The following is a 22,978-nucleotide window of genomic DNA, read 5'->3' as shown; positions in this document are numbered from 1 at the left end:
GCTGAAATCGATGATTCAATCGTAGAGCTTAATCCAGCAAGGTTGCCCAGCTTTCAACAACATCGCCGCCCCACTTGGCTTTCCACTCTTTCAAGGTCTTGTGGTTGCCGCCTTTGGTTTCGATCACTTCACCGGTGTTCGGGTTCTTGTACTGCTTAACTTTGCGAGCACGCTTGACCCCGGTGGTCTTGGCGCCGGCGCGCGGTGCCTTGCTGATTTTGGCGTCGGGGTCGAGCATGGCGATGATGTCACGCAGGGACTTCTGATATTCGCCCATCAGCGTGCGCAGCTTGCCTTCAAACTCCAGTTCTTTTTTCAGTTTGTCGTCTTGCGACAGATTTTTCAGGCGTTCTTGGAGCTCTTTGATGGCTTCTTCTGTAGCGCGGTATTCGTTGATCAGCGACATGCGGCTTACCTTGATCTGAGTAGGTGATTACTAAGTGTCAGTAATAATAGTCAGGCACTTTTGACAAGTAAACCGCTTTGCAAGAATTTGCCACGTTTTATCCAACAAAGTTTCAAATGTGCTGGCGCGTAACTCAATTAGTCAGCCGATCAGTTTTTATCCATGGCTCACCGAGGTCCGCGCCAGGCCACTGTCTTCAACAAAATCGTATAACAGGTCGCTGTCAGTTCGAGGTGGTTCGGTTGTCTCGCGTGTGCTGCCCGGGCTGGACTTCAGGATTACTGCAGTTTTCTCGCACTGTGGCTAGAATGACCGACTTTGCGAATTCTCTGGAGTGTCCCATGCGTACTTTTCGGCTGGTCATAGCCTGTCCGGACCGCGTTGGTATCGTGGCCAAGGTCAGTAACTTTCTGGCCACCTACAACGGCTGGATCACCGAGGCGAGTCATCACTCGGACAACCACAGTGGTTGGTTCTTCATGCGCCATGAGATTCGTGCCGATTCCTTGCCGTTCGACTTGCCAGGGTTTCATCAAGCCTTTGCGCCCATCGCACGTGAATTTTCCATGGAATGGCGGGTGACTGATTCGGCACAGAAAAAGCGCGTGGTGTTGATGGCGAGTCGCGAGTCACATTGCCTGGCTGACTTGCTGCACCGTTGGCACAGCGATGAACTGGACTGCGATATCGCCTGTGTGATTTCTAACCATGACGAATTACGCAGCATGGTCGAGTGGCACGACATTCCCTATTTTCATGTGCCGGTCGAGCCACAGAACAAACAGTTGGCCTTCGATGAAGTGGAGCGACTGGTCAACGCGCATGCCGCCGACGTCATAGTGCTGGCGCGTTATATGCAGATTCTACCTGCGCAACTGTGTCGTGACTTCGCCCAGCGGGTGATCAATATCCACCACAGCTTTTTGCCGTCGTTCGTCGGTGCCAAGCCTTATCACCAGGCTTCACTACGTGGAGTCAAGCTGATCGGTGCAACCTCGCATTATGTGACCGAGGAGTTGGATGCAGGTCCTATTATCGAACAGGATGTGGTGCGCGTCAGTCACCGCGACAGCATCGAAGAAATGGTTCGTCTGGGTAAGGATGTGGAAAAAATGGTGTTGTCCCGTGGGCTACGCTATCACTTAGAAGATCGTGTATTGGTTCACGATAACAAGACGGTAGTGTTCGACTGATTGCCTTGTCGTGCATTAACCAAGTGCAGGCTGAAGGAGTTCGCTAATGCTCAAATCGATTAAGGTGCGCGATTACATGACTCGCCATCTGGTGACGTTTCGGTCTGACACCGATCTGTTCACCGCCATTAACAGGCTGTTGGAGCATCGCATTGCTGGCGCCCCGGTGGTTGACTCCCAGGGGCATCTGATTGGCTTGTTATCCGAGGGCGATTGCCTGCGCGGCATCCTCTCGGGGGCTTACTACGAAGCGATCGGCGGAGTGGTCAGTTCCTATATGAATACCGAGATTGAAACCATTTCTCCAGAAACCGACATTATTGAGGTTTCCGAGCGCTTTTTGCGCGGTCGCCTGGGGCGCCTCCCGGTAGTGGAGGGTGGGCGCCTGGTTGGCCAGATCAGTCGCAGCGATGTGCTGCGCGCGGTCAAGGAGTTCGCCCAGCACGATCAGGGTAAAGTCCGCTCGCAATGAGACTGTCAATCGCCAACTGGTTTCAGGAATGCTCCTGATTCCGGTGGGCTCCGACGTATTAGCGCGCAGGCAAGTCGAACAGCAGCGCCTCACCCTGACCATGCAGGTTGAAGGGGCCCGGTTCGCGCACTTGCAGGCCATCGCCAGTGGCCAGGTGTACGCCTGGGCCATTCAGCTGGCCCGTCAATAGCTGCAGGTAGAGCCAGCGGCCCGGAGCCAGCACATAGTCGAGCGGGCCACCCTGCCAGCGGTAGAGGGTTATGTCCTGGGCGACCTGCAGGCTGCCATCAGCGCCATCCGGAGTGGCAATGACCTGCAGGCCTTTCTGGGTGGCAAAGGCGCGCTGCTGATAGCCCGGCGCCAAGCCACGTTGCGCCGGCTCTATCCAGATTTGCATGAAGTGTACGGGCTCGCTCGCCGAGGCATTGAACTCGCTGTGGCGGATGCCGGAACCGGCGCGCATCAGCTGGAATTCCCCTGCCTGTATTTCTTCACGGGTGCCCAGCGAATCCTGGTGCGCCAGGGTGCCTTGGCGAACATAGCTGATGATTTCCATGTTCCGGTGCCCGTGCGTGGCAAACCCGGCGCCGGCCTTGACCTGATCTTCGTTGATCACCCGCAGGTGCGAGAAGCCCTGAAAGCGTGGGTCGTAATAATCACCGAAGGAAAAACTGTGGTAACTGTTCAGCCAGCTCAGTTGCGAATGGCCGCGTTCGGCAGCGGGGCGAATCTGGTGCATGATCACCTCTGGGAAGCGGGTCGAGGTGGTCATTGTCGGGAATGAAAGAATCGATAAAAAGCGTAATTTTGCGCTGATATCAATCGATTTCAATGATGTATTGGGCGCTGATGCGAGCGTCAACGGAGGTGCACACCATGCAAGACCCTTTGGATCGCGCCGCCTCCCAGCCACCGCCAACCCTGGGCGAGGGCTGCGTCAGGCGTTATGACCCGGATGCCCTGAGCCCGCAGAGCGGTACTGAATTTGCCGAAGCGGCCGAGCTGTGGCGCAAGCTGCAGGAGGCGGCTGGCGAACAGCCGCAAACAGGGCATCGGGACATAAAAAAAGGCGCCGAATAGGCGCCCCCTTGCTGTCGACGAGTTCAGATGCGGAAACTGTCGACCAGTAGTTTCAGGCGCGAGGCCTGTTGTTCCAGGTCGCCGCAAGCGCGCAGAGTTGACTGCAGGTTTTCCACGCCATCCTGGTTGAGGGTGTTGATCTCGGTGATGTCCATGTTCAGCGACTCGATCACCGAGGTCTGCTCTTCGGTGGCGGTGGCCACCGACTGGTTCATGCCGTCGATCTCACCGATGCGCAGGGTCACGCTGCTCAGGCGCTCACCGGCCTGGTTGGCAATCAGCACGCTTTCTTCGCTGTAGCGCTGACTCTCGGTCATGGTGGTGACCGACTCGCGCGAGCCGACCTGCAGTTCTTCGATCATCTTCTCGATTTCTTGTGCCGACTCCTGGGTGCGGTGCGCCAGGTTGCGCACCTCGTCGGCGACCACGGCAAACCCGCGACCCGCTTCACCGGCCCGGGCCGCCTCGATGGCAGCGTTGAGCGCGAGCAGGTTGGTTTGCTGGGAGATGCTCTTGATCACCTCGAGAATCTGACCGATGTTCACCGTCTTGCCGTTCAGCGTCTCGATGTGGCCACAAGAGGTGCGGATCTTTCCGGACAATTGATTCATCGCCTGGATGGTTTTTTCCACCACCTGGCGACCATCTTCGGCCTGCTCCCGGGCATCGGAGGCCTGGGTCGAAGCGTCCGCGGCGTTGCGCGCGATTTCCTGGGCGGCTGCGCCCAACTCGTTGATGGCGGCGGCCACGCTGTTGGTGCGGCTGGCCTGTTCGTCGGAGTTGATCATCGAGGAGTTGGAGGCGTTGACCACCAATTTTGCCACCTCATTGACCTGGTGGGTGGCCGAGGACACTTCACGGATCGAGCCGTGAATCCGTTCGACAAACTGGTTGAAGGCTTTGCCCAGGGCGCCGAACTCGTCGTTGGACTGGATATCAATACGCTTGGTCAGGTCACCATCGCCCTGGGCGATGTCCTGCATGGTTTTACCCATCACGGTCAGCGGTTGCATCAGCAGGCGGATCAGCATGCTCAGCAGGAGGATGATCAGCACCACCGCGACCAGCGTGGCGACTATGGCCGAGGCACGGAAGTCACTGAGCGCGGCATAGGCCTTGGTCTTGTCGATGGACAGGCCGACGTACCAGTTGACCGAGGGTAGCCCCTTGACCGGGGCGAAGGTGAGGATGCGGGTCTGGCCATTCGCGATGGCTTCGCTGAGCTCGCTGCCGATGCGCGGGGTGTTCTCGGGGAAGACATCGCTGAGGCTTTTCATCACCAGGCTCTTGTCCGGGTGCACCAGAATCTTGCCGTCGGCGCTGACCAGAAAGGCGTAACCCAGGCCGTCGAATTCCAGCGAGTTGATGATGTCGACCAGGGTCTTCAAGCTCAGGTCACCGCCGACTACGCCGGCAGGTTTGGCCGGGGTGGCGATGGTGATGATCAGCTGGCCGGTGGCCGCATCCACATAGGGTTCGGTGAGGGTGGTGGTGCCGGCAGCCATGGCATCCTTGTACCAGGGACGGCTGCGCGGGTCGTAGTCGTCCGGCATCTTCTCGTCCGGGCGCATGGTGAAGGCGCCGTCTGCGCTGCCCAGGTAACTGAAGGCGAAGGACGAAGTCATGGCTTTCTGCTCGAGCAGGCCGGCGACCTGCTCGGGCCCGCTGTTCCTGGCAATCGACTGGGCGGCGCTTTCCACCAGCAGGATGCGCCCCGACAGCCAGTTCTGGATATTACTGGCGGTGACGTTGCCCATTTCCTGCATGTAGTTTTCTAGATCTGCGCGGATCGCATTGCGTTGCAGGTAGTCGTTGTACAGGGTGAACAAGGAGAAGGCGGCGATTACCACCAGCGAGGCGGCCAGGAGGATCTTGTGGCTGAATTTCAAACTATTATTCATGGCTTCTTGCGTCCGGTAATGTCTGGAACCAGTCTTGGCTGGTGCACGGCACAGGCAGCGCCGGCAAATCGGCGTCAGCAATTATGTCGGCATGGCAGGAGCAAAGCTTTAACTCAGGAGACATATAAATGCCTGTAGCAAACCAGTTGATTCTTGGCGCCGATCTCGGCGGTCAACCTGTTGGCCAGCTTATGCACCTGGCCAATCGTCATGGCCTGGTGGCCGGGGCGACCGGCACCGGCAAGACGGTGACCCTGCAGCGCCTGGTGGAGGAGTTCAGCGACGCCGGTGTGGCAGTGTTCGCCGCGGATGTGAAGGGCGACCTGTGCGGGCTTGGCGCCGCTGGCGCGCCGCAAGGCAAGGTGGCCGAGCGGATCGCCAGCATGCCCTGGCTTGAGCACCGACCGACGGCCTACCCGGTTACCTTATGGGATGTCCATGGTCAGAGCGGCCATCCGCTACGCACCACCCTCAGCGAGATGGGGCCGCTGTTGCTCGGGGCATTGCTGGAGTTGACCGACAGCCAGCAGGCCGCGCTCTATGCGGCGTTCAAGGTGGCGGATCGTGAAGGGTTGCTATTGCTCGATCTGAAAGACTTGAAAGCCCTGCTGGCCTATCTGAAAAGCAATCCGGCTGTGCTTGGCGATGACAGTGCGCTGTTCACCACTACCTCTGCCCAGGCTCTGTTGCGCCGGCTGTCGAGTCTCGAACAACAGGGCGCGGAGGCGTTGTTCGGCGAGCCGGCGCTGCAGCTGGAAGATATTCTGCAGCCGGATCGTGACGGTCGCGGGCGGATTCATCTGCTCGACGCCAGCCGTCTGGTGCATGAGGCACCGAAGGTCTACGCGACCTTCCTGCTGTGGCTGCTGGCCGAGTTGTTCGAGCAGTTGCCGGAGCGCGGCGATGCCGACAAGCCGCTGCTGGCACTGTTCTTCGATGAGGCGCACCTGCTGTTCGCCGATACCCCGAAAGCCCTGCAGGAGCGGCTGGAACAGGTGGTTCGATTGATTCGTTCGAAAGGCGTCGGTGTCTACTTCGTCACCCAATCGCCCAGTGACTTGCCCGATGACGTGCTGGCCCAGCTCGGCCTGCGTATTCAGCACGGCTTGCGCGCCTTCACCACCAGGGAGCAGAAATCCCTGCGCGCAGTGGCGGATGGTTTTCGCCCCAACCCCTCGATCGATGCCCTGGCAATCCTGACCGAGCTGGGCATTGGCGAGGCCCTGGTCGGTACCCTGGAAGACAAGGGCACGCCGGCCATGGTCCAGCGCGTGGCCATTGCGCCGCCACAGTCGCGCATCGGCCCGTTGAGCGAGAGCGAGCGGGCCGCGCTGATTCGCCAGTCGCCGCTGGCCGGGCGCTATGACAAACCGATCGACCGCGAGTCGGCCTACGAACTGCTCACCGCCCGTGCCGCACAAGCCAGTGTTGAGGTGGCGCAGGCGCAAACCAAGGCGAGCGCCACAGAAGGCATCGGCGACCTGCTGGGCGGGATGGTCGGCCAGGTGATGAAAGGCGCCGTACGCCAAGCCGCCAACCAGCTCGGCCGGCAGTTGGTGCGCGGTCTGCTGGGCTCGTTGCTGGGCGGCAAGCGACGATAACGCCACGCCGTCAGCCGTTAATAAGCGCGGTTATCGAGCGTTACCCCTGCGGCGCCGTTCTGCAGGGGGCTGTCAGCCGCTGTGCTCGTCGGGTTTGGCTTGCAGGTCTTTTTCGATCTTCTCGATTTCTTTTTCAAATGCTTGGTCAAGAAGGTTGGCCTTCTTGCGCCAGGGCTTGCGCTCGGGGTCCGGTTGAGCGGCGTAAGTAATGATTTCTCCGCCTTGTACATCCATGTAACGCTGCGCCTGGCGCTCGAGTTCGGCGCGCAGTTCGTCTTTCGTCACGTGATTTCCCATGGTGTGAAGAAGTAGTGTAATGACAACGTAAGGCAATGGCCTTACTGCTGCTGTGATCATTCCAGTGACTGTGGCAATGGCCGATGTAGCCCTTGGGCCGGCCTGAATAAACCTGTCAGAGATTGAATGCTCTTTTAAAATAACCAGCCGGACTGATCGAGCAGCTGCACTCAAGTTTTCGATTGCCTTCAGCCCAATACAATTATGGTCAATGCTATTTAAAAGTCGAGGGGGTTAATTCGTACTGGCGAGGCGGGCGAGCATTAACTGTTTCGTCTGACTGTGAATAAGACGGTTCCGTTCAACGCAGCACTCGATAGTGCGTCGGGCAGATGTTCAACTGTGACTGAGTGGTTGGTATTGCAAGCCGAAGTGCAGGCTGGCGGATTGCCCGTTGCGCCATAAACACAAGCCGGGACGAGCAGGCAGGTGATGGGCATTTACTGGCTGGGTGAGTGGTTCTAAAAAGAAGAAATTCTGTTCGATTGGACAATAAATAGAGCGAGTAATACCGGCTATCGCCGCAACTGTCGAGTTGCTGGCCGGTAACTGCCTGAATCATCCGGCACTAGCCGTTCCAACTGGCAAAGGCATTATCGACGCTGTTGCGTGGGTAAGTGCCGGGCCTGCTCGAAGTTCCAAGGGGCAGAGCACTGGATCGTCCTGTGTGGACAAACGGCGGTGGTCACAGTGCCAGACCTGTTTCGCCACTGCACGCAGGTGCGTGTGGGCCGTGCGCGGGCTCACCGTGAACAATATGCAGCCTGGACCGATGACCACCGACATGAATCCTGCAAACAGCGAGTTCGCCGAGAGCCGTATGGGGTTGATGGCGGTTGGTTGTTACGCTCGCGCCTAAGAACTCGCTGCATTCGTCACCTACTTGGCCGGACCATAAGCGGTTTATGCCATCGCTGCCAGTCTGACCATCGATGGTGGCTTTGCCGCTTAAGGTAACGGCTCAAGAACGCTTTGTGCATCATGCCCGCAGGGCGTTCTAGCATGCAGCCTCAAGGGGCGGGCAAGGTGGTCAGCGCCGTGCAGCTGACTTCATAGTTTTGCTTGCAGGCGCTTTGGAACAGCCGGCGAGCCTGGTTGGTATCGCGCGGTACGCCTTGTTGGCCCTTGAGGTAGAGGTTGCCGAGAATATGCTGGGCCATCGGGTTGCCGCCAGCGGCCGACTGGTTGAGGTACTTGAGCATGCCCTGCGGGTTGGCGAAGTCGGGATTGTCGCGGCCGGTATACAGATAGGCCAGGCTGACCGCCGCCATGGCATGGCCCTTGTTGGCGGCCTGCTTCCACCAGTATTCGGCGAGCTTGAGGTCTTTCACCGGCTTGCCGACGAAGTAGAAACTGCCCAGCTGGAACTGACTGTCGAGGTCGCCGCGATTGGCTTGGCTGCGCAGTCTCTGCAGGGTGGCCGCTGCGTCCTCCTCCGGTGATGCGCCGGTCGCGGCTGATCCTGACTGCGGCGCACTGCCCGGGCTCGCTTGCTGGTTGGCGCAACCGCCCAACAGCAGGGTGGCGCAGAGGAGTGCTGGGAGAGTCGAGCGTAGCCATTGATGAGCGTTCATGGTCTGTCACTTCTTATGGAGTGGAGGCGGGTGACTGCGCCCGTCTGTTTATGAAAGAGCAGTGTTATGAAAAAACAATGCCCTGGCTGCCTCGGCCAGCTGCCCATGGCCGCTGCGGGGTCTGCCTACACCACGCTGACCGGGGCAAAGACCGGCTGCCGCAGACTAGAAGACCCCGCCACGGTCAGCAAGTTGCTTGGTACCTTGAAGCATCGCTGTGCGGATTTCGAACCCGGGCTTGCCGCCGGGGAGGCCGTCCCTCGCATGCGTGACGCGCGTGCATGTTCGGGGCATGCAATGCATATCTGTATGTCGCTTCAGGCGTTTCATCCGGCCGGTAGACCTGCGATTCTTGCGGGCACAGGTGCAGCGCACCATCAGGCCCGCGAGGTATCCATGAACATCAGCTGCAATTTCGACAGTGGCAATATCGAGGTGCTCGACGCCAGCAACCCGCAGCAGGTGCTGCTGGCCATGCGTCCTGATCTCAACAGCCATCACTTCCAGTGGTTCCACTTCAAAGTTGACGGCCTGACCCCGGGCCAGCGCTACGGCTTCAGCCTGACCAATGCGGGCGAGTCCGCCTACCGACATGCCTGGACCGACTATAACGCCGTTGCCTCCTACGACCATATCAACTGGTTCCGCGTACCCAGCCGTTTCGAGGATGGCGCGCTCAACTTCGCCCTCGAACCGAGCGAGGCACAGGTCTGGTTCGCCTACTTCGAGCCCTACAGCCGAGCGCGGCATGACTGGCTGATCGAGCAGGCGCTGAGCAAGGCCGGTGCCGAACTGTTCGCCAGCGGCAAGAGCATCGAGGGCCGCGATATCCAGTTGCTGCGCGTCAGCCGCAACCCGCAGGCGCCGCGCAAGATCTGGATCATCGCCCAGCAGCACCCCGGCGAGCACATGGCCGAATGGTTCATGGAAGGCCTGATCGAGCGCCTGCAGAACCACGACGACGCCGAACTGAACGCCCTGCTGCATCAGGCCGACCTCTACCTGGTGCCGAACATGAACCCGGATGGTGCCATCCGTGGCCACCTGCGCACCAATGCCGCCGGCAAGGATCTCAACCGCGCCTGGCAATCGGCCAGCGAGGCGGAGAGTCCCGAGGTGTTCTTCGTCCAGCAGCAGATGCGCAACGTCGGCGTCGACCTGTTCCTCGACATCCACGGCGACGAGGAGATCCCCCATGTGTTCAGCGCCGGCTGTGAAGGCAACCCCGGCTTCAGTCCGCGCCTGGAAAAACTGGAGGAGGACTTCCGCAGCCGCCTGATGAACCTAGGTGCCGAATTCCAGACCACTTTTGGTTACACACCCGATCAGTTCGGCCAGGCCAACACCACCCTGGCCTGCAACGCGGTCGGCCTGGAATTCGACTGCCTGTCCTTCACCATCGAAATGCCCTTCAAGGACCACGATGACCGCCCCAATCCGCTTACCGGCTGGAACGGCGCGCGCTCCAAACAGCTGGGCAAGGATATCCTGAGCGTGGCGGCGGCGATGGTCGAGGAGCTGCGCTGAATAACGACGAAGCCCGGCCATAGGCCGGGCTTCGAGGCGTTCTGCGGCAGTGCAGTTCAGCCGCATCTACCGCGCAGGCTGAGACCTCAGCCGCGGTAGTAACGCTGCGGCACGAATGGGGTCTTGGCGACTTTCATGGCCACGCGCTTGCCGCGCACCATGGCCCAGACCGGGGTGTCGACCGCAACGAAGGCGCTCTGCACGTAGCCCATGGCCACCGGGCCGCCCAAGGTCGGGCCGAAGCCGCCGCTGCATACCGAGCCGATCACGTTGCCGTCGGCATCGACGATTTCCGCGCCTTCGCGCACCGGCACGCGCTCCTGCGGCAGCAGGCCGACGCGCTTGCTGGCGACGCCGTCACGCTGCTGGGCGAAGATCCGCTCGGCGCCGGGGAAGCCACCGGCACGCGCGCCATCGGCACGGCGAGCCTTGGAAATGGCCCACAGCAGGCTGGCCTCGATCGGCGTGGTGCTGGTGCTCATATCGTGGCCGTACAGGCACAGGCCGGCTTCCAGGCGCAGCGAATCACGCGCGCCGAGGCCGATGGCTTCGACTTCCGGCTCGGCCAGCAGGCTGCGGGCCAGCGCTTCGGCGTGATCGGCTGGGACCGAGATTTCGAAGCCGTCTTCACCGGTGTAGCCGGAGCGGCTGACGAAGCAGTCGACGCCGAGCAGGCGCACCGGGGCGAACTGCATGAAGGTCATCTTGGCCACTTCCGGGGCCAGGCGCGCCAGCACGTCGACCGCTTTCGGGCCTTGCAGGGCGAGCAGGGCGCGGTCGAAGCAGGGCTCGATCTGGCACTGGCTGGCGATCTGCAGTTGCAGGTGCATCAGGTCCTGGTGCTTGCAGGCGGCGTTGACCACCAGGAACAGGGTGTCGTTGCCCAGGTTGGCGACCATCAGGTCGTCGAGAATGCAGCCCTGGTCATCGGTGAACATGGCGTAGCGCTGCATGCCTACTGGCAGGTCGATGATGTCGACCGGCACCAGGCTCTCCAGGGCTTTGGCCGCATTCGGGCCACGCAGGATGATCTGGCCCATGTGCGAGACATCGAATAGGCCGGCTGCTTCGCGGGTGTGCTGGTGTTCCTTCATCACGCCGAGCGGGTATTGCACCGGCATGTCGTAGCCGGCGAAGGGCACCATGCGCGCGCCAAGTTCCAGGTGCAGGGCGTGTAGCGGGGTTTTCGCCAGGGTTTCGCTGGTCATCGATTAGCTCCAGTTAGGTAGAGGGTCGTTGTAGGAACGGGCTTGCGGGCGATCACCATGAGGCGCATCGCGGTGCAGGCTCGCGCCTAGAAATATGTGTATGCCGCACGGGCGGTCAGCATTCGATGATGTTCACCGCCAGGCCGCCGCGCGAGGTTTCCTTGTATTTGCTCTTCATGTCGGCGCCGGTCTGGCGCATGGTGCGGATCACCTTGTCGAGCGAGACGAAGTGCTGGCCGTCACCCCGCAGGGCCATGCGCGCGGCGTTGATTGCCTTCACCGAGCCCATGGCATTGCGTTCGATGCAGGGAACCTGAACCAGGCCGCCGATCGGGTCGCAGGTCAGGCCGAGGTTGTGTTCCATGCCGATTTCCGCTGCATTCTCTACCTGGTTGACGCTGCCGCCGAGCACTTCGCAAAGGGCGCCGGCGGCCATCGAGCAGGCCACGCCGACTTCGCCCTGGCAGCCGACTTCGGCGCCGGAGATCGAGGCATTTTCCTTGTACAGAATGCCGATGGCGGCGGCGGTCAGCAGGAAGCGCACCACGCCGTCGTCATTGGCGCCGGGGATGAAGCGAGTGTAGTAGTGCAGCACCGCCGGCACTATGCCGGCCGCGCCGTTGGTCGGGGCGGTCACCACACGCCCGCCGCTGGCGTTTTCCTCGTTCACCGCCAGGGCGTAGAGGTTGACCCAGTCGAGCACGCTGAGGGCGTCGCGCAGGGCGGCTTCCGGGTGCTGGCACAGCTGCCGGTGCAGGGCGGCTGCGCGGCGCTTGACCTTGAGTCCTCCGGGCATGATGCCTTCGTTGCGACAGCCGGCGGTGACGCAATCCTGCATCACTTGCCAGATTTGCAACAGGCGTGCGCGGGTCTCGGCTTCCGGGCGCCAGGCAGCTTCGTTGGCCAGCATCACCTGGCTGATCGACAGCTGGTGTTCGGCGCAGTGGGCGAGTAATTGCTTGCCGGTAGTGAAGGGGTAGGCCAGGGCGGTCTGGTCTTCGACAATGCGGTCGGCGCCAGCGGCATCGTCATCGACCACAAAACCGCCGCCTACCGAGTAGTACTCGCGCGAACGGATCTGCAGGCCGGCGGCGTCGAAGGCGCGGAAGATCATGCCGTTGGGATGGAACTCCAGCGGTTTGCGGATCATCGCCAGGTGTTCTTTCTCGACGAAGCGGATCGGTTTTTCGCCGAGCAATTGCAGTTCGCCGGTTTCGCGCAGGGTCGCCAGGCGCGTTGCAATGCTGTCGATGTCGACGGTGTCCGGCTGGTCGCCTTGCAGGCCGAGAATCACCGCCTTGTCGCTGCCGTGGCCTTTGCCGGTGGCGCCGAGCGAGCCGTACAGCTCGACTCTTACCGACTCGGTGTTCGCCAGCAGGTCGTCGCGGCGCAAGCCTTCGGCGAAACGGGCGGCGGCGCGCATGGGCCCGACCGTGTGCGAGCTGGACGGGCCGATGCCGATTTTGAATAGATCGAAAACGCTGAGTGACATGTGGATCTCCAGCTTCTGGTCAGGTCGCGGTATGGCGTTTCTGCAGGAGCGGGGCCATCCCCGCGCTATGCCGTGATACTCGCGGGCATGGCACTTGGCGTCCGCCGCGCTCCTACAGTCGGTACTGAACCAGTGCGTTACTTATGCAGAGTAGACCGGGAAAGTCGCGCAAAGGTCGCTGACCTGACCACGAACCCGCTCGATCACTGCGGGGTTGTCCAGATCAGCGAGGATGTCGCAGATCCAGCCGGCCAGTTCCTGGCACTCGCCTTCCTTGAAGCCGCGAGTGGTCACTGCCGGCGTACCGATGCGCAGGCCGGAGGTGACGAACGGCGACTGCGGATCATTCGGCACTGCGTTCTTGTTGACCGTGATATGCGCGGCGCCGAGGGCGGCGTCGGCGGCCTTGCCGGTCAGGCCCTGCTTGATCAGGCTGAGCAGGAACAGGTGGTTGTCGGTGCCGCCGGACACTACGTCATAGCCGCGGCCGATGAAGACTGCCGCCATGGCCTGAGCGTTCTTGATCACCTGCGCCTGGTAGTCCTTGAAGCCCGGCTCCAGGGCTTCCTTGAAACACACCGCCTTGCCGGCGATCACATGCATCAGCGGGCCGCCCTGGGCGCCGGGGAACACCGCGGAGTTGAGCTTCTTCTCGATCTCGGGATTGCTCTTGGCCAGGATCAGGCCGCCACGCGGACCGCGCAGGGTCTTGTGGGTGGTGGTGGTGACCACGTCGGCGTAGGGCAGCGGGTTGGGGTACAGGCCGGCGGCGACCAGACCGGCGACGTGGGCCATGTCGACGAACAGCAGGGCACCGACCTTGTCGGCGATGGCGCGGAAACGCGGGAAATCCAGGGTCTTGGAGTAGGCGGAGAAGCCGGCCACGATCATCTTCGGCTGGCACTCGACGGCCAGGCGCTCGACTTCGTCGTAATCGATCAGGCCATTGCCATCGATGCCATATTGCATGGCGTTGTACAGCTTGCCGGAAGAACTGACCTTAGCGCCATGGGTCAGGTGACCACCGTGGGCCAGGCTCATGCCGAGCAGGGTATCGCCAGCATTGAGCAGGGCCAGGTAGACCGCGCTGTTGGCGGATGAGCCGGAGTGCGGCTGGACGTTGGCGTAGTCGGCGCCGAACAGCTGCTTGGCCCGATCGATGGCCAGCTGCTCGACCACATCGACGTGCTCGCAGCCGCCGTAATAGCGTTTGCCCGGGTAGCCTTCGGCATACTTGTTGGTCAGGCCGGTGCCCTGGGCCTGCATCACCGCCGGGCTGGTGTAGTTTTCCGAGGCGATCAGCTCGATATGGTCTTCCTGGCGGCGCTCTTCTGCCGCTATGGCGTCGGCCAGGGCCGGGTCGTAGTTGTTCAGGTTCAGGCTTTTATGGAACATCGGGATCGGTCCTGTACTAAGGGCGCGACCGTCCAGCGGTCGCGTTGATATGGGTATGGTTTACTTTTGTGCCGGGGCGTTGCCGGTCACACGGCCTTCGCGGGCGAAATATTCCTTGGTCAGCTTGACCACCACCGGGCTAAGCAGCAGCAGCGATAGCAGGTTGGGCAGTGCCATCAGGCCGTTGAGGGTGTCAGCGACCAGCCAGGCGAAGTCCAGCTGGGCGATGGCGCCGAACGGCACGGCCAGCACCCAGACGATGCGGAATGGCAGGATCGACTTGGTGCCGACTAAGTACTCCCAGCACTTCTCGCCGTAGTAGCTCCAGCCGAGGATGGTGGTGAAGGCGAAGACCACCAGGGCAATGCTGAGGATGGCGCCGCCGAAGCCGGGCATGGCCGACTCGAAGGCCGCCGCCGACAGGCCGGCACCGCTGGCACCGCTGGTCCAGGCGCCGGAGGCGATGATCGCCAGGCCGGTCAGGGTGCAGATGACCAGGGTATCGATAAAGGTCCCGAGCATGCCAATCAGGCCCGAGCGTACCGAGCTGTGGGTGGTGCCGGCGGCCTGGGCGATACCGGCGGTACCGAGCCCCGCCTCGTTGGAGAAGATGCCACGCGCGACGCCGAAGCGAATCGCCGCCATTACTGCTGCACCGGCAAACCCACCGGTGGCAGCGGTTGGGCTGAAGGCATGGGTGAAGATCAGTTCGAAGGCACCCGGAATGGCGTCGACGTTAACGATTAGGACCACGATGGCGGCGGCGACATAGATCACGCACATGGCCGGCACTAGCGTCGCGGCTACTTTACCGATGCGCTTGATACCACCGAGGATCACCAGGCCGACGAAGACCATAGCCACCACGCCGGTAACCCAGGACGGTATGCCGAAGGTGTCCGTCAGGGCATGGGCCATGCTGTTGACCTGGACCATGTTGCCGATGCCGAAGCCGGCGAAACCGCCGAAGATGGCGAAGGCGGTACCGAGCCACAGCCACTTCTTGCCCAGGCCATTTTTGATCGCATACATCGGTCCGCCGACGTGTTCCTTGCGCTCATCGGTCTCGCGGTAATGCACCGCCAGCACCACTTCACAGTATTTAGTGGCCATGCCAACCAGGGCCGTGCACCACATCCAAAACAGTGCACCGGGGCCGCCGAGGAAAATGGCGGTAGCGACGCCGGCGATATTACCGGTGCCGACAGTCGCGGCGAGACAGGTCATCAGCGCCTGGAACGGGCTGATTTCGCCGCTGCTTTCATCGTCTTTCTTGCGCCCTTGCCACAACAGGCGAAAGCCCGCACCGATCTTCGCCAGAGGCATGAACTTGAGGCGCAGCATGAGGTACAGACCAGTGCCGAGGATCGCCACCAGCATAGGTGGACCCCAGACCAGGCCGTTGATTTGATTGGTTAGGTCGTTGATGAATTCCATGAATAGCACCTGTTTTTTATTGTATGGGCACCGGGGTGACCCGTGCCGGATAAGGGCTGTTGGCGGTTTGCCGCTATGGGGATATTCGGATCGTTAGTGGTTCACGCGTGGGCGCAATGAGGTTGTTGCAAGGAAGCGGTATGCATCATGGTTTTGCCGACACAAGAAACACGCCGCTCCCCTGCGAACACTTGGGCGGTCGCCGACAAGGCTCAGCGACCTTTATTCCTTGGCCCGGATTGCATCCGGGCCAAGGCCATCGCCTTAGGCTTCCTGATACGCCTCGATCGACGGGCAGGCGCAGATCAGGTTGCGGTCGCCGAACACGTTGTCGACCCGGCCGACCGGCGGCCAGTACTTGCCATCGACCAAGCTGGCGACCGGGTAGACCGCCTGCTCGCGGCTGTAGGCGTGGGTCCACTCGCCGACCAGTTCCAGGGCGGTGTGCGGCGCGTTCTTCAGCGGGTTGTCGTTGGCATCCAGTTCGCCCCGTTCGACCGCGCGGATTTCTTCGCGGATGGCGATCATGGCGTCGCAGAAGCGGTCCAGTTCTTCCTTGGATTCGCTTTCGGTCGGCTCGATCATCAGGGTGCCGGCGACCGGGAAGGACATGGTCGGGGCATGGAAGCCGAAGTCGATCAGGCGCTTGGCCACGTCGTCGACGCTGATGCCGGAGCTGTCCTTGAGCGGACGGATGTCCAGGATGCACTCGTGCGCCACCAGGCCGCCTTCGCCGCTATAGAGCACCGGGTAGTGTTCTTCCAGGCGTCGGGCGATGTAGTTGGCGTTGAGAATCGCCACCTGCGAGGCGCGCTTGAGGCCTTCGCCGCCCATCATGCTGATGTACATCCAGGTGATCGGCAGGATGCTGGCGCTGCCGAACGGCGCGGCGCTGACCGCACCGGTCTTGCGCGCCATGTTGGCGTGGCCGGGCAGGAAGGGGATCAGGTGTGCCTTGACGCCGATCGGACCGACGCCCGGGCCGCCACCGCCGTGCGGGATGCAGAAAGTCTTGTGCAGGTTCAGGTGCGAGACGTCGCCGCCGAACTGGCCCGGGGCGCAGAGGCCGACCATGGCATTCATGTTGGCACCGTCGATATACACCTGGCCGCCGTTGTCGTGGACGATCTGGGCGATCTCGCGGATGCCTTCCTCGAACACGCCGTGGGTCGACGGGTAGGTGATCATCAGCGCGGCCAGGCGATCCTTGTGCTCTTCGGCCTTGGCGCGCAGGTCGTCGATGTCGACGTTGCCGCGGGCGTCACAGGCGGTCACCACCACGCGCATGCCGGCCATGCTGGCGGTTGCCGGGTTGGTGCCGTGGGCCGAGGAGGGGATCAGGCAGATGTCGCGCTGCTCGTCGCCACGGCTCTGGTGGTAGGCACGGATCGCCAGCAAGCCGGCGTATTCGCCCTGGGAGCCGGCGTTCGGCTGCAGGGAGATGCCGTCGTAGCCGGTGGCCGCGCAGAGCATGGCCTCGAGTTCATCGGTCAGCTGCTGGTAGCCCTGGCTCTGTGCGGCCGGAGCGAAGGGGTGCAGGTTGCCGAACTCGGCCCAGGTCACCGGGATCATTTCGCTGGCGGCGTTGAGCTTCATGGTGCAGGAACCCAGCGGGATCATGCTGCGGTCCAGAGCCAGGTCCTTGTCGGCGAGCTTGCGCAGGTAGCGCATCAGCTCGGTTTCCGAGTGGTAACGGTTGAACACTTCGTGCGCCAGAATTGCCGACTGACGCAGCAGGCCTTGCGGCAGGCGCGAGGCGACGCTGGCGGACAGCTCGGCGAAGCTTGGCAGGCTGTGCCCCGGCTCGGCGAAGACTTCCCACAGACGCTCGACGGCCGCCTGGTCGCTGGTTTCGTCCAGGGACAGGCCCAGACGTTGGTCGTCGATCTCGCGCAGGTTGATGCCCATTGCGCGTGCCTGTTGGTGCAGTTGTGCGGTGCGCTCACCGCTGGCCACGCTCAGGGTGTCGAAGAAGTGCGCTTGCTCCACGGCCAGGCCGAGGTTGGCCAAGCCCTGGGCGAAAATCGCGGTCAGCTGGTGGGTGCGCTGGGCGATCTGGCTCAGGCCCTCGGGACCGTGATAGACGGCGTACATGCTGGCGATGTTGGCCAGCAGCACCTGGGCGGTGCAGATGTTGCTGGTGGCCTTCTCGCGGCGGATGTGCTGCTCGCGGGTCTGCATGGCCAGACGCAGGGCCGGCTTGCCGAAACGGTCGACCGAAACGCCGACCAGACGGCCCGGCATGTCGCGCTTGAAAGCATCGCGGGTGGCGAAGTAGGCGGCGTGCGGGCCACCGAAGCCCAGCGGCACACCAAAACGCTGGGCACTGCCCAGGGCCACGTCGGCACCGAATTCGCCCGGCGGGGTGAGCAGGGTCAGGGCCAGCAGATCGGCGGCCACGGCGACCAGGGCATTGGCGGCGTGGAAGCGCTCGACCAGCTCGCGATAGTCGTAGATATCGCCATTGCTGGCCGGGTATTGCAGCAGTGCGCCGAAGTAGGCACTGGCGTCGGTGATGGTGCTTTCGTCGCCGACCACTACCTCGATACCCAGCGGTTCGGCGCGGGTGCGCAGTACGTCGAGGGTCTGCGGGTGGCAGTGTTGCGAGGCGAAGAAGGCGTTGCTGGCCTTGTTCTTCGACAGGCGCTTGCAGAAGGTCATGGCCTCGGCGGCGGCGGTGGCTTCATCAAGCAGGGAGGCGTTGGCGATCGACAGGCCGGTGAGGTCGATGATCAGGGTCTGGAAATTCAGCAGTGCTTCCAGGCGGCCCTGGGAAATCTCCGGCTGGTAGGGGGTGTAGGCGGTGTACCAGGCCGGGTTTTCCAACAGGTTGCGCAGGATCGGGCTCGGCGTGTGGGTGCCGTAGTAACCCTGACCGATGTAAGTCTTGAGTTGCTGATTGTTGCCGGCAATCGCCTTGATCTTGGCCAGGGCATCGGCTTCGCTGAGGCCCGGGGTTTGCCCGAGTACGCTGGTGCCCTTGATGCTCTCGGGAATCACGCTGGCGGTCAGGGCATCAAGGGAGTCGAAACCGAGGGTGCTGAGCATCGCCGCAGTGTCGGAGTCGCGCGGGCCAATATGCCGGGCGATAAATTCGTTCTGGGTGGTCAGATCGGTCATTGGATTCTCTCAGGCGTCGGCGTTGGCGTTGAGCAGGCGCTCATAAGCGGCCTGGTCGAGCAGGTCAGCCACGGCGCTGGCATTAGCCGGGCGGAAACGGAAAAACCAGCCCTTGCCCAGCGGGTCTTCGTTGACCAGTTCCGGGCTGGCGTCCAACTCGGCGTTGACCTCAAGTACTTCGCCATCCAACGGCATGGCGATGTTGCTGGCAGCCTTTACCGATTCCAGTACTGCGACTTCTGCGCCTTCGGCGTAGCTCTGCAAGTCTGGCAGTTGCACGAACACCACATCACCCAGGGCTTCCTGGGCATAAGCGGTGATACCAACGGTGACCAGACCATCGGCATCCTGACGCAGCCATTCGTGTTCAACAGTAAAACGCAACTCGCTCATGTGAATTCCTCAAAATGGTCAGACTCGCCCTTTCTTGTCGGGGCGATGAACAAGGTGCTCGTGCCAGGCAGCGAGCGCTTGGGTATAGACCATAGCAAGTGCAGTGCCATTGTTATTTTTATCAATTAAATCAATAGCTTACATGTTTTGTTCGATGGCTCGTGAAAATAGCCGTGTATCGAATTCGATACGGCAGGGGCCGACGGGGACATAAGCACCCTGATAAAGCCGTTGATGTCGCGGGTTGGCAGGTTTGTGTCGCTCGCGTATTGAATTCGCTACGGTGTATTGATTTAAATACGATGGCGTCGCCTCCGGCAGTTGGGGCGGCCAGCAGTTCGTTTCAGTCCAGCGCAGGCGTCTATTGGAGGCTGAAGCTGGATTGGTGCCAGCCCCTCTAGCTACACGAGCACGGCGCGCAGCTGCCGCTCAGCGCATCAGCCCTTCCATTGCGTCCGCCAGCCTGGCGGCCAGAGCACGGCGCCAGGTTGGGCTGTGCGGGTTGGCGAGTACCCGGTCTTCGGCGGCGAAGCTGCGCATGATGGCGGCGTAGCCGAGCCAGCGGCAGGGTTCCGGCTCCCAGGCCTTGAGGGCCGACAGGGGGCGTTCGCCGAGCACCCAGGGTTGCTGGGTCAACTGGCTGCTACGGCCCAGGATCAGGTCGGCCAGGGTGCGGCCGCCCAAGTTGCTGGCACCGACCCCCTCACCGCCGTAGCCGCCGGAGAGGGCAATGCGGTTGCTGCGGTCGAGCAGCATGTGTGGCTGGAAGCGCCGCGCCATGCCGAGGTTGCCACCCCAGCCATGGCTGATCTCGACGTTGCGCAACTGCGGGAACAGCTCGCCGAACAGGTAGCGGCGCAGGCCGATTTCCTCGGCATTCAGGTTGAAGTCCTGGCGCAGCTTGCCGGCGAAGCGATATCCGCCACGGGCGCCGAACACCAGGCGGTCGTCGGCGCTGCGCTGGCCGTAGGTGACCTGGCGGCTGAATTCGCTGAAGGCCTGGCCGCGATCGAGGCCGATCTCGTCCCACAGGTTGGCCGACAGCGGTTCTGTGGCCAGCAGCAGGCTTTGCACCGGCAGCTGATAGCGTCGTAGCAGTGGCAACTCGGCGGCATAACCTTCCACCGCCGGCACGACCCAGTCGGCGTGCAGCTCGCCCTGGGCGGTGCGCAGCAGGCCCGGCTGCCAATGCATGACGCGACTTTGCTCGAACAGCTGCACGCCGAGGCGTTCAACCGCCTGGACCAGGCCGCGCACCAGTCTGGCTGGCTGGATGGTCGCGCAGTGCGGGCTGTGGATGGCACCGAGCGGGCCGTTGATGCGCAGCTGTTGGTTCAGTTCATCCGGCGCCAGCCAGCGGTAGTCGGCTTCGCTGAGGCCTTCTTCGTACAGCGAGTCGAGCCAGGCGCGCAGGCGGTGCTCCTGCTCCGGGTAACGCGCCGCGCAATAGAGCACGCCGCCCTTGCGGTAGTCGCAGGCGATGCCTTCGCGTTGCAATACCTCGGCGACCGCGTCGGGGATGCCGTGCAGCAGGTCGAAAGCAGTCCGCCGCTGTTCGGCTGGCAAGCCGGCGAGCAGCCGGTCCTCGCCGAGCAGGTTGCCCATCAGCCAGCCGCCGTTACGCCCGGAGGCGCCAAAACCGGCGTACTCGGCTTCGACTACGGCGATGCGCAGTTCGGGCGCCTGGCGTTTGAGGTAGTAGGCAGTCCACAAGCCGGTGTAACCGGCTCCGATGATCGCCACATCGACCTCCAGGTGGCCCTGCAGCGCCGGGCGCGGAGTCGTGGGCTGGTCGAGTTGATCCATCCATAGGCTGATGGGCGGGTGTGGCGACATCATGTCTCTCCTCGGCTGTGTTTTCGCCGCCAGCCTAGCTGGCGCAAGGCGCCTTGTCCCGGTACCTGCATTTGCGGGCGTCATTCACCGGCGCTATGGCAACCCATTGAGCTGGCCCATGGGGCGGCGGGCATGCTGCGTAGTAGAGCGGCACTCACTCTTTCGGTTGACATGGCAAATCACTCTTTCGGGCGCTTATCCGAACGGGTGGCGCTGGGTAGCTTGGGGGCTCAACACGAAACCATGCTTTCCAGGAGAGCCGCATGACAACAAAAACAAGGCATGCAATCTTCCAGCCGTGCGCACTGGCAGTTGCCGTCGCTCTGGGCTGTGTCGCGCCGGTCCAGGCGATTACTTTTAATGTCGGCGAGCTCCAGGCGCAGTTCGATTCCGCGCTGTCGGTCGGTGCAAGTTGGGGTGTCCGTGATGCCGATCCGGAGTTCGTCTCGGTCGCCAGTGGCGGTAAGGCCTCCTCGCGGACTTCTGACGACGGCCGCTTGAATTTCAAGAAAGGCGAAACCTTCTCGAAGATCTTCAAGGGCATTCACGATCTCCAGCTGACATACGGCGACACCGGGGTGTTTATCCGCGGCAAGTATTGGTACGACTTCGAGACCAAGGACGAAAGCCGGCAGTTCTATGACATCCAGGACCACAACCGCAAAGAGGCGGCGCAATCTTCCGGTGCGCAGATTCTCGATGCCTTCATCTACCATAACTACAGCATCGGCGACCTGCCGGGCAGCGTGCGGGTCGGTAAGCAGGTGGTCAGCTGGGGCGAGAGCACCTTCATCCAGAACTCGATCAACTCGATCAATCCGGTCGATGCGGCCGCTTTCCGTCGTCCCGGCGCAGAGATCAAGGAAGGCCTGATCCCGGTCAACATGCTCTACCTTTCGCAGAGCCTGAATGACAGCCTCAGCATGGAGGCCTTCTACCAACTGGAGTGGGACCAGACCGTAGCAGACAACTGCGGCACTTTCTTCTCCACTGCCGATGTGATCGCCGATGGCTGCGAAGATCGCCTGGTGGTGTTCGGCCCGGACCTGCCGCCAGGAGAGTCGAACAACAGCTTCGCACCAGGCGAAAACGTCTACATTCCGCGCGCAGGCGACCGCGATGCACGTGACAGCGGTCAGTACGGCCTGGCCTTGCGCTGGTTCGCCGAGCAGCTGAACAATACTGAGTTCGGCCTCTATGCCCTGAACTACCACAGCCGCGGTCCGGTATTCAGCACCATCCGCACCACCACCCCATCGGCGGCATTCATCCCTGGCTCGTCGAACGCCCGCTATTTCGTCGAATACCCGGAAGACATCCGTCTCTACGGCATGAGCTTCCAGACCAATGTCGGCGGCACCGCATTGTCCGGTGAACTGAGCTACCGGCCGAATATGCCAATGCAGATCAACTCCACTGACCTGTCCTTCGCTGCTCTCGGTTTGCCTGTCTCGCCAGTATTTACCACCGGGAGTTCGCAGAACGTTTCAGGGGGTGATATCCATGGTTACGAGCGCAAACCGTTCACTCAGGCGCAGATCACAGCATTGCAGTTCTTCGACCGGGTACTCGGCGCCAGCCGCCTGACTGTAATCGGAGAGGTCGGCTATAACCACATCAGCGGCATCAGCGACGATGTCGGCGAGCTGCGTTTTGGTCGTGACCCGATCTTCGGTGCGGGCGACTTTATCGCGCCCGGGGTGTGTGAGGCATTCAACTCTGCCAATCCGGACGAATGCAAAGGTGACGGTTTCTACACCACCAGTTCGTGGGGCTACCGCCTACGTGCCAGTGCTGATTACAGTAATGTGGTGGCCGGTATTAACCTGACCCCAAGTGTTTCCTGGTCACATGACGTCGATGGCTACGGGCCGAACTTCAACGAGGGCAGCAAGGCCGTCAGCCTCGGTCTGAGTGCCGACTACCAGAACACTTACAACGCGAGCCTCAGCTACACCGATTTCTTCGGTGGCGACTACAACACGACCACCGACCGTGACTTCGTGGCCCTGAGTTTCGGTATGAACTTCTGATCAACGACGCGCA

Annotated in this window: 18 protein-coding genes and 1 pseudogene; 7 read left to right on the top strand and 12 right to left on the bottom strand. The window is 61.9% G+C overall.

Features of this window, described 5'->3' with window-relative positions:
• Positions 1–28 precede the first annotated feature (28 nt).
• Positions 29–406, bottom strand: coding sequence for a histone-like nucleoid-structuring protein MvaT (gene mvaT, locus LJY18_RS13130; protein ID WP_079200885.1), 378 nt, complete (start codon positions 404–406; stop codon positions 29–31).
• 341 nt (positions 407–747) lie between these two features.
• Between mvaT and purU the strand changes: the two genes are divergently transcribed.
• Positions 748–1,599: a formyltetrahydrofolate deformylase gene (gene purU, locus LJY18_RS13125; RefSeq protein WP_238042255.1), complete on the top strand. Its 852-nt coding sequence runs from the start codon at positions 748–750 to the stop codon at positions 1,597–1,599.
• A gap of 46 nt (positions 1,600–1,645) precedes the next feature.
• Entirely contained in the window at positions 1,646–2,071 is a 426-nt protein-coding gene (locus LJY18_RS13120; RefSeq protein ID WP_238042254.1) for a CBS domain-containing protein, read from the top strand.
• Between the two features lie 58 nt (positions 2,072–2,129).
• Here LJY18_RS13120 and LJY18_RS13115 read toward each other — a convergent pair whose 3' ends face one another.
• On the bottom strand, positions 2,130–2,810 hold the full coding sequence (locus tag LJY18_RS13115; RefSeq protein ID WP_238042253.1) for a pirin family protein: 681 nt from the start codon (positions 2,808–2,810) through the stop codon (positions 2,130–2,132).
• A gap of 137 nt (positions 2,811–2,947) precedes the next feature.
• On the opposite strand from LJY18_RS13115, the gene LJY18_RS13110 reads away from it, so the two are divergent.
• Positions 2,948–3,151, top strand: coding sequence for a hypothetical protein (locus LJY18_RS13110; protein WP_238042252.1), 204 nt, complete (start codon positions 2,948–2,950; stop codon positions 3,149–3,151).
• A 23-nt stretch (positions 3,152–3,174) separates the two neighbouring features.
• Here the strand turns inward: LJY18_RS13110 and LJY18_RS13105 are convergent, their stop codons facing one another.
• The gene (locus LJY18_RS13105; protein ID WP_238042251.1) at positions 3,175–5,052 is read right to left on the bottom strand and encodes a methyl-accepting chemotaxis protein; all 1,878 of its coding nucleotides are present in this window, start codon (positions 5,050–5,052) and stop codon (positions 3,175–3,177) included.
• A 128-nt stretch (positions 5,053–5,180) separates the two neighbouring features.
• Here LJY18_RS13105 and LJY18_RS13100 point away from each other — a divergent pair, with 128 nt between their 5' ends.
• Positions 5,181–6,653, top strand: a complete 1,473-nt coding sequence (locus tag LJY18_RS13100) for a helicase HerA-like domain-containing protein (RefSeq protein ID WP_238042250.1) — start codon at positions 5,181–5,183, stop codon at positions 6,651–6,653.
• A 72-nt stretch (positions 6,654–6,725) separates the two neighbouring features.
• Here the strand turns inward: LJY18_RS13100 and LJY18_RS13095 are convergent, their stop codons facing one another.
• A complete protein-coding gene (locus LJY18_RS13095; RefSeq protein ID WP_238042327.1) occupies positions 6,726–6,938 on the bottom strand; it encodes a hypothetical protein in 213 nt (70 codons plus the stop codon).
• Positions 6,939–7,686: 748 nt separating this feature from the next.
• On the opposite strand from LJY18_RS13095, the pseudogene LJY18_RS13090 reads away from it, so the two are divergent.
• Positions 7,687–7,848 (top strand): annotated as a pseudogene (locus tag LJY18_RS13090) (oxidoreductase); the annotation flags it as partial.
• Positions 7,849–7,960: 112 nt separating this feature from the next.
• Here LJY18_RS13090 and LJY18_RS13085 read toward each other — a convergent pair.
• Positions 7,961–8,524, bottom strand: coding sequence for a tetratricopeptide repeat protein (locus LJY18_RS13085; RefSeq protein ID WP_238042249.1), 564 nt, complete (start codon positions 8,522–8,524; stop codon positions 7,961–7,963).
• A 396-nt stretch (positions 8,525–8,920) separates the two neighbouring features.
• Between LJY18_RS13085 and LJY18_RS13080 the strand changes: the two genes are divergently transcribed.
• Positions 8,921–10,051 (top strand): M14 family metallopeptidase, encoded by a 1,131-nt coding sequence (locus LJY18_RS13080; protein ID WP_238042248.1) that lies wholly within the window; start codon positions 8,921–8,923, stop codon positions 10,049–10,051.
• 86 nt (positions 10,052–10,137) lie between these two features.
• On the opposite strand, the gene gcvT is transcribed toward LJY18_RS13080, so the two are convergent.
• The 7 genes from gcvT to LJY18_RS13045 all read right to left on the bottom strand — a co-directional run bounded on the left by gcvT (position 10,138) and on the right by LJY18_RS13045 (position 20,932).
• Positions 10,138–11,259, bottom strand: coding sequence for a glycine cleavage system aminomethyltransferase GcvT (gene gcvT / locus LJY18_RS13075; RefSeq protein WP_238042247.1), 1,122 nt, complete (start codon positions 11,257–11,259; stop codon positions 10,138–10,140).
• A gap of 115 nt (positions 11,260–11,374) precedes the next feature.
• Positions 11,375–12,751 (bottom strand): L-serine ammonia-lyase, encoded by a 1,377-nt coding sequence (locus LJY18_RS13070; RefSeq protein ID WP_238042246.1) that lies wholly within the window; start codon positions 12,749–12,751, stop codon positions 11,375–11,377.
• 141 nt (positions 12,752–12,892) lie between these two features.
• Entirely contained in the window at positions 12,893–14,146 is a 1,254-nt protein-coding gene (gene glyA, locus LJY18_RS13065; RefSeq protein ID WP_238042245.1) for a serine hydroxymethyltransferase, read from the bottom strand.
• A gap of 60 nt (positions 14,147–14,206) precedes the next feature.
• Positions 14,207–15,583, bottom strand: a complete 1,377-nt coding sequence (locus tag LJY18_RS13060; protein WP_238042244.1) for an alanine/glycine:cation symporter family protein — start codon at positions 15,581–15,583, stop codon at positions 14,207–14,209.
• A 264-nt stretch (positions 15,584–15,847) separates the two neighbouring features.
• A complete protein-coding gene (gcvP, locus tag LJY18_RS13055; protein ID WP_238042243.1) occupies positions 15,848–18,703 on the bottom strand; it encodes an aminomethyl-transferring glycine dehydrogenase in 2,856 nt (951 codons plus the stop codon).
• Positions 18,704–18,712: 9 nt separating this feature from the next.
• Complete coding sequence (gene gcvH, locus LJY18_RS13050) at positions 18,713–19,096, bottom strand: glycine cleavage system protein GcvH (protein ID WP_238042242.1); 384 nt, start codon at positions 19,094–19,096, stop codon at positions 18,713–18,715.
• Positions 19,097–19,525: 429 nt separating this feature from the next.
• Entirely contained in the window at positions 19,526–20,932 is a 1,407-nt protein-coding gene (locus tag LJY18_RS13045) for an NAD(P)/FAD-dependent oxidoreductase (protein WP_238042241.1), read from the bottom strand.
• A 263-nt stretch (positions 20,933–21,195) separates the two neighbouring features.
• On the opposite strand from LJY18_RS13045, the gene LJY18_RS13040 reads away from it, so the two are divergent.
• Entirely contained in the window at positions 21,196–22,965 is a 1,770-nt protein-coding gene (locus LJY18_RS13040; RefSeq protein WP_238042240.1) for a DUF1302 domain-containing protein, read from the top strand.
• Positions 22,966–22,978 lie beyond the last annotated feature (13 nt).

Origin of the sequence: Pseudomonas sp. MMS21 TM103, from assembly GCF_022132145.1 — a bacterium.
In the GTDB taxonomy this organism is placed as follows: domain Bacteria; phylum Pseudomonadota; class Gammaproteobacteria; order Pseudomonadales; family Pseudomonadaceae; genus Aquipseudomonas.
Note: the sequence above shows the minus strand (reverse complement) of the source record. Positions and strands in the feature narration are given on the sequence as shown.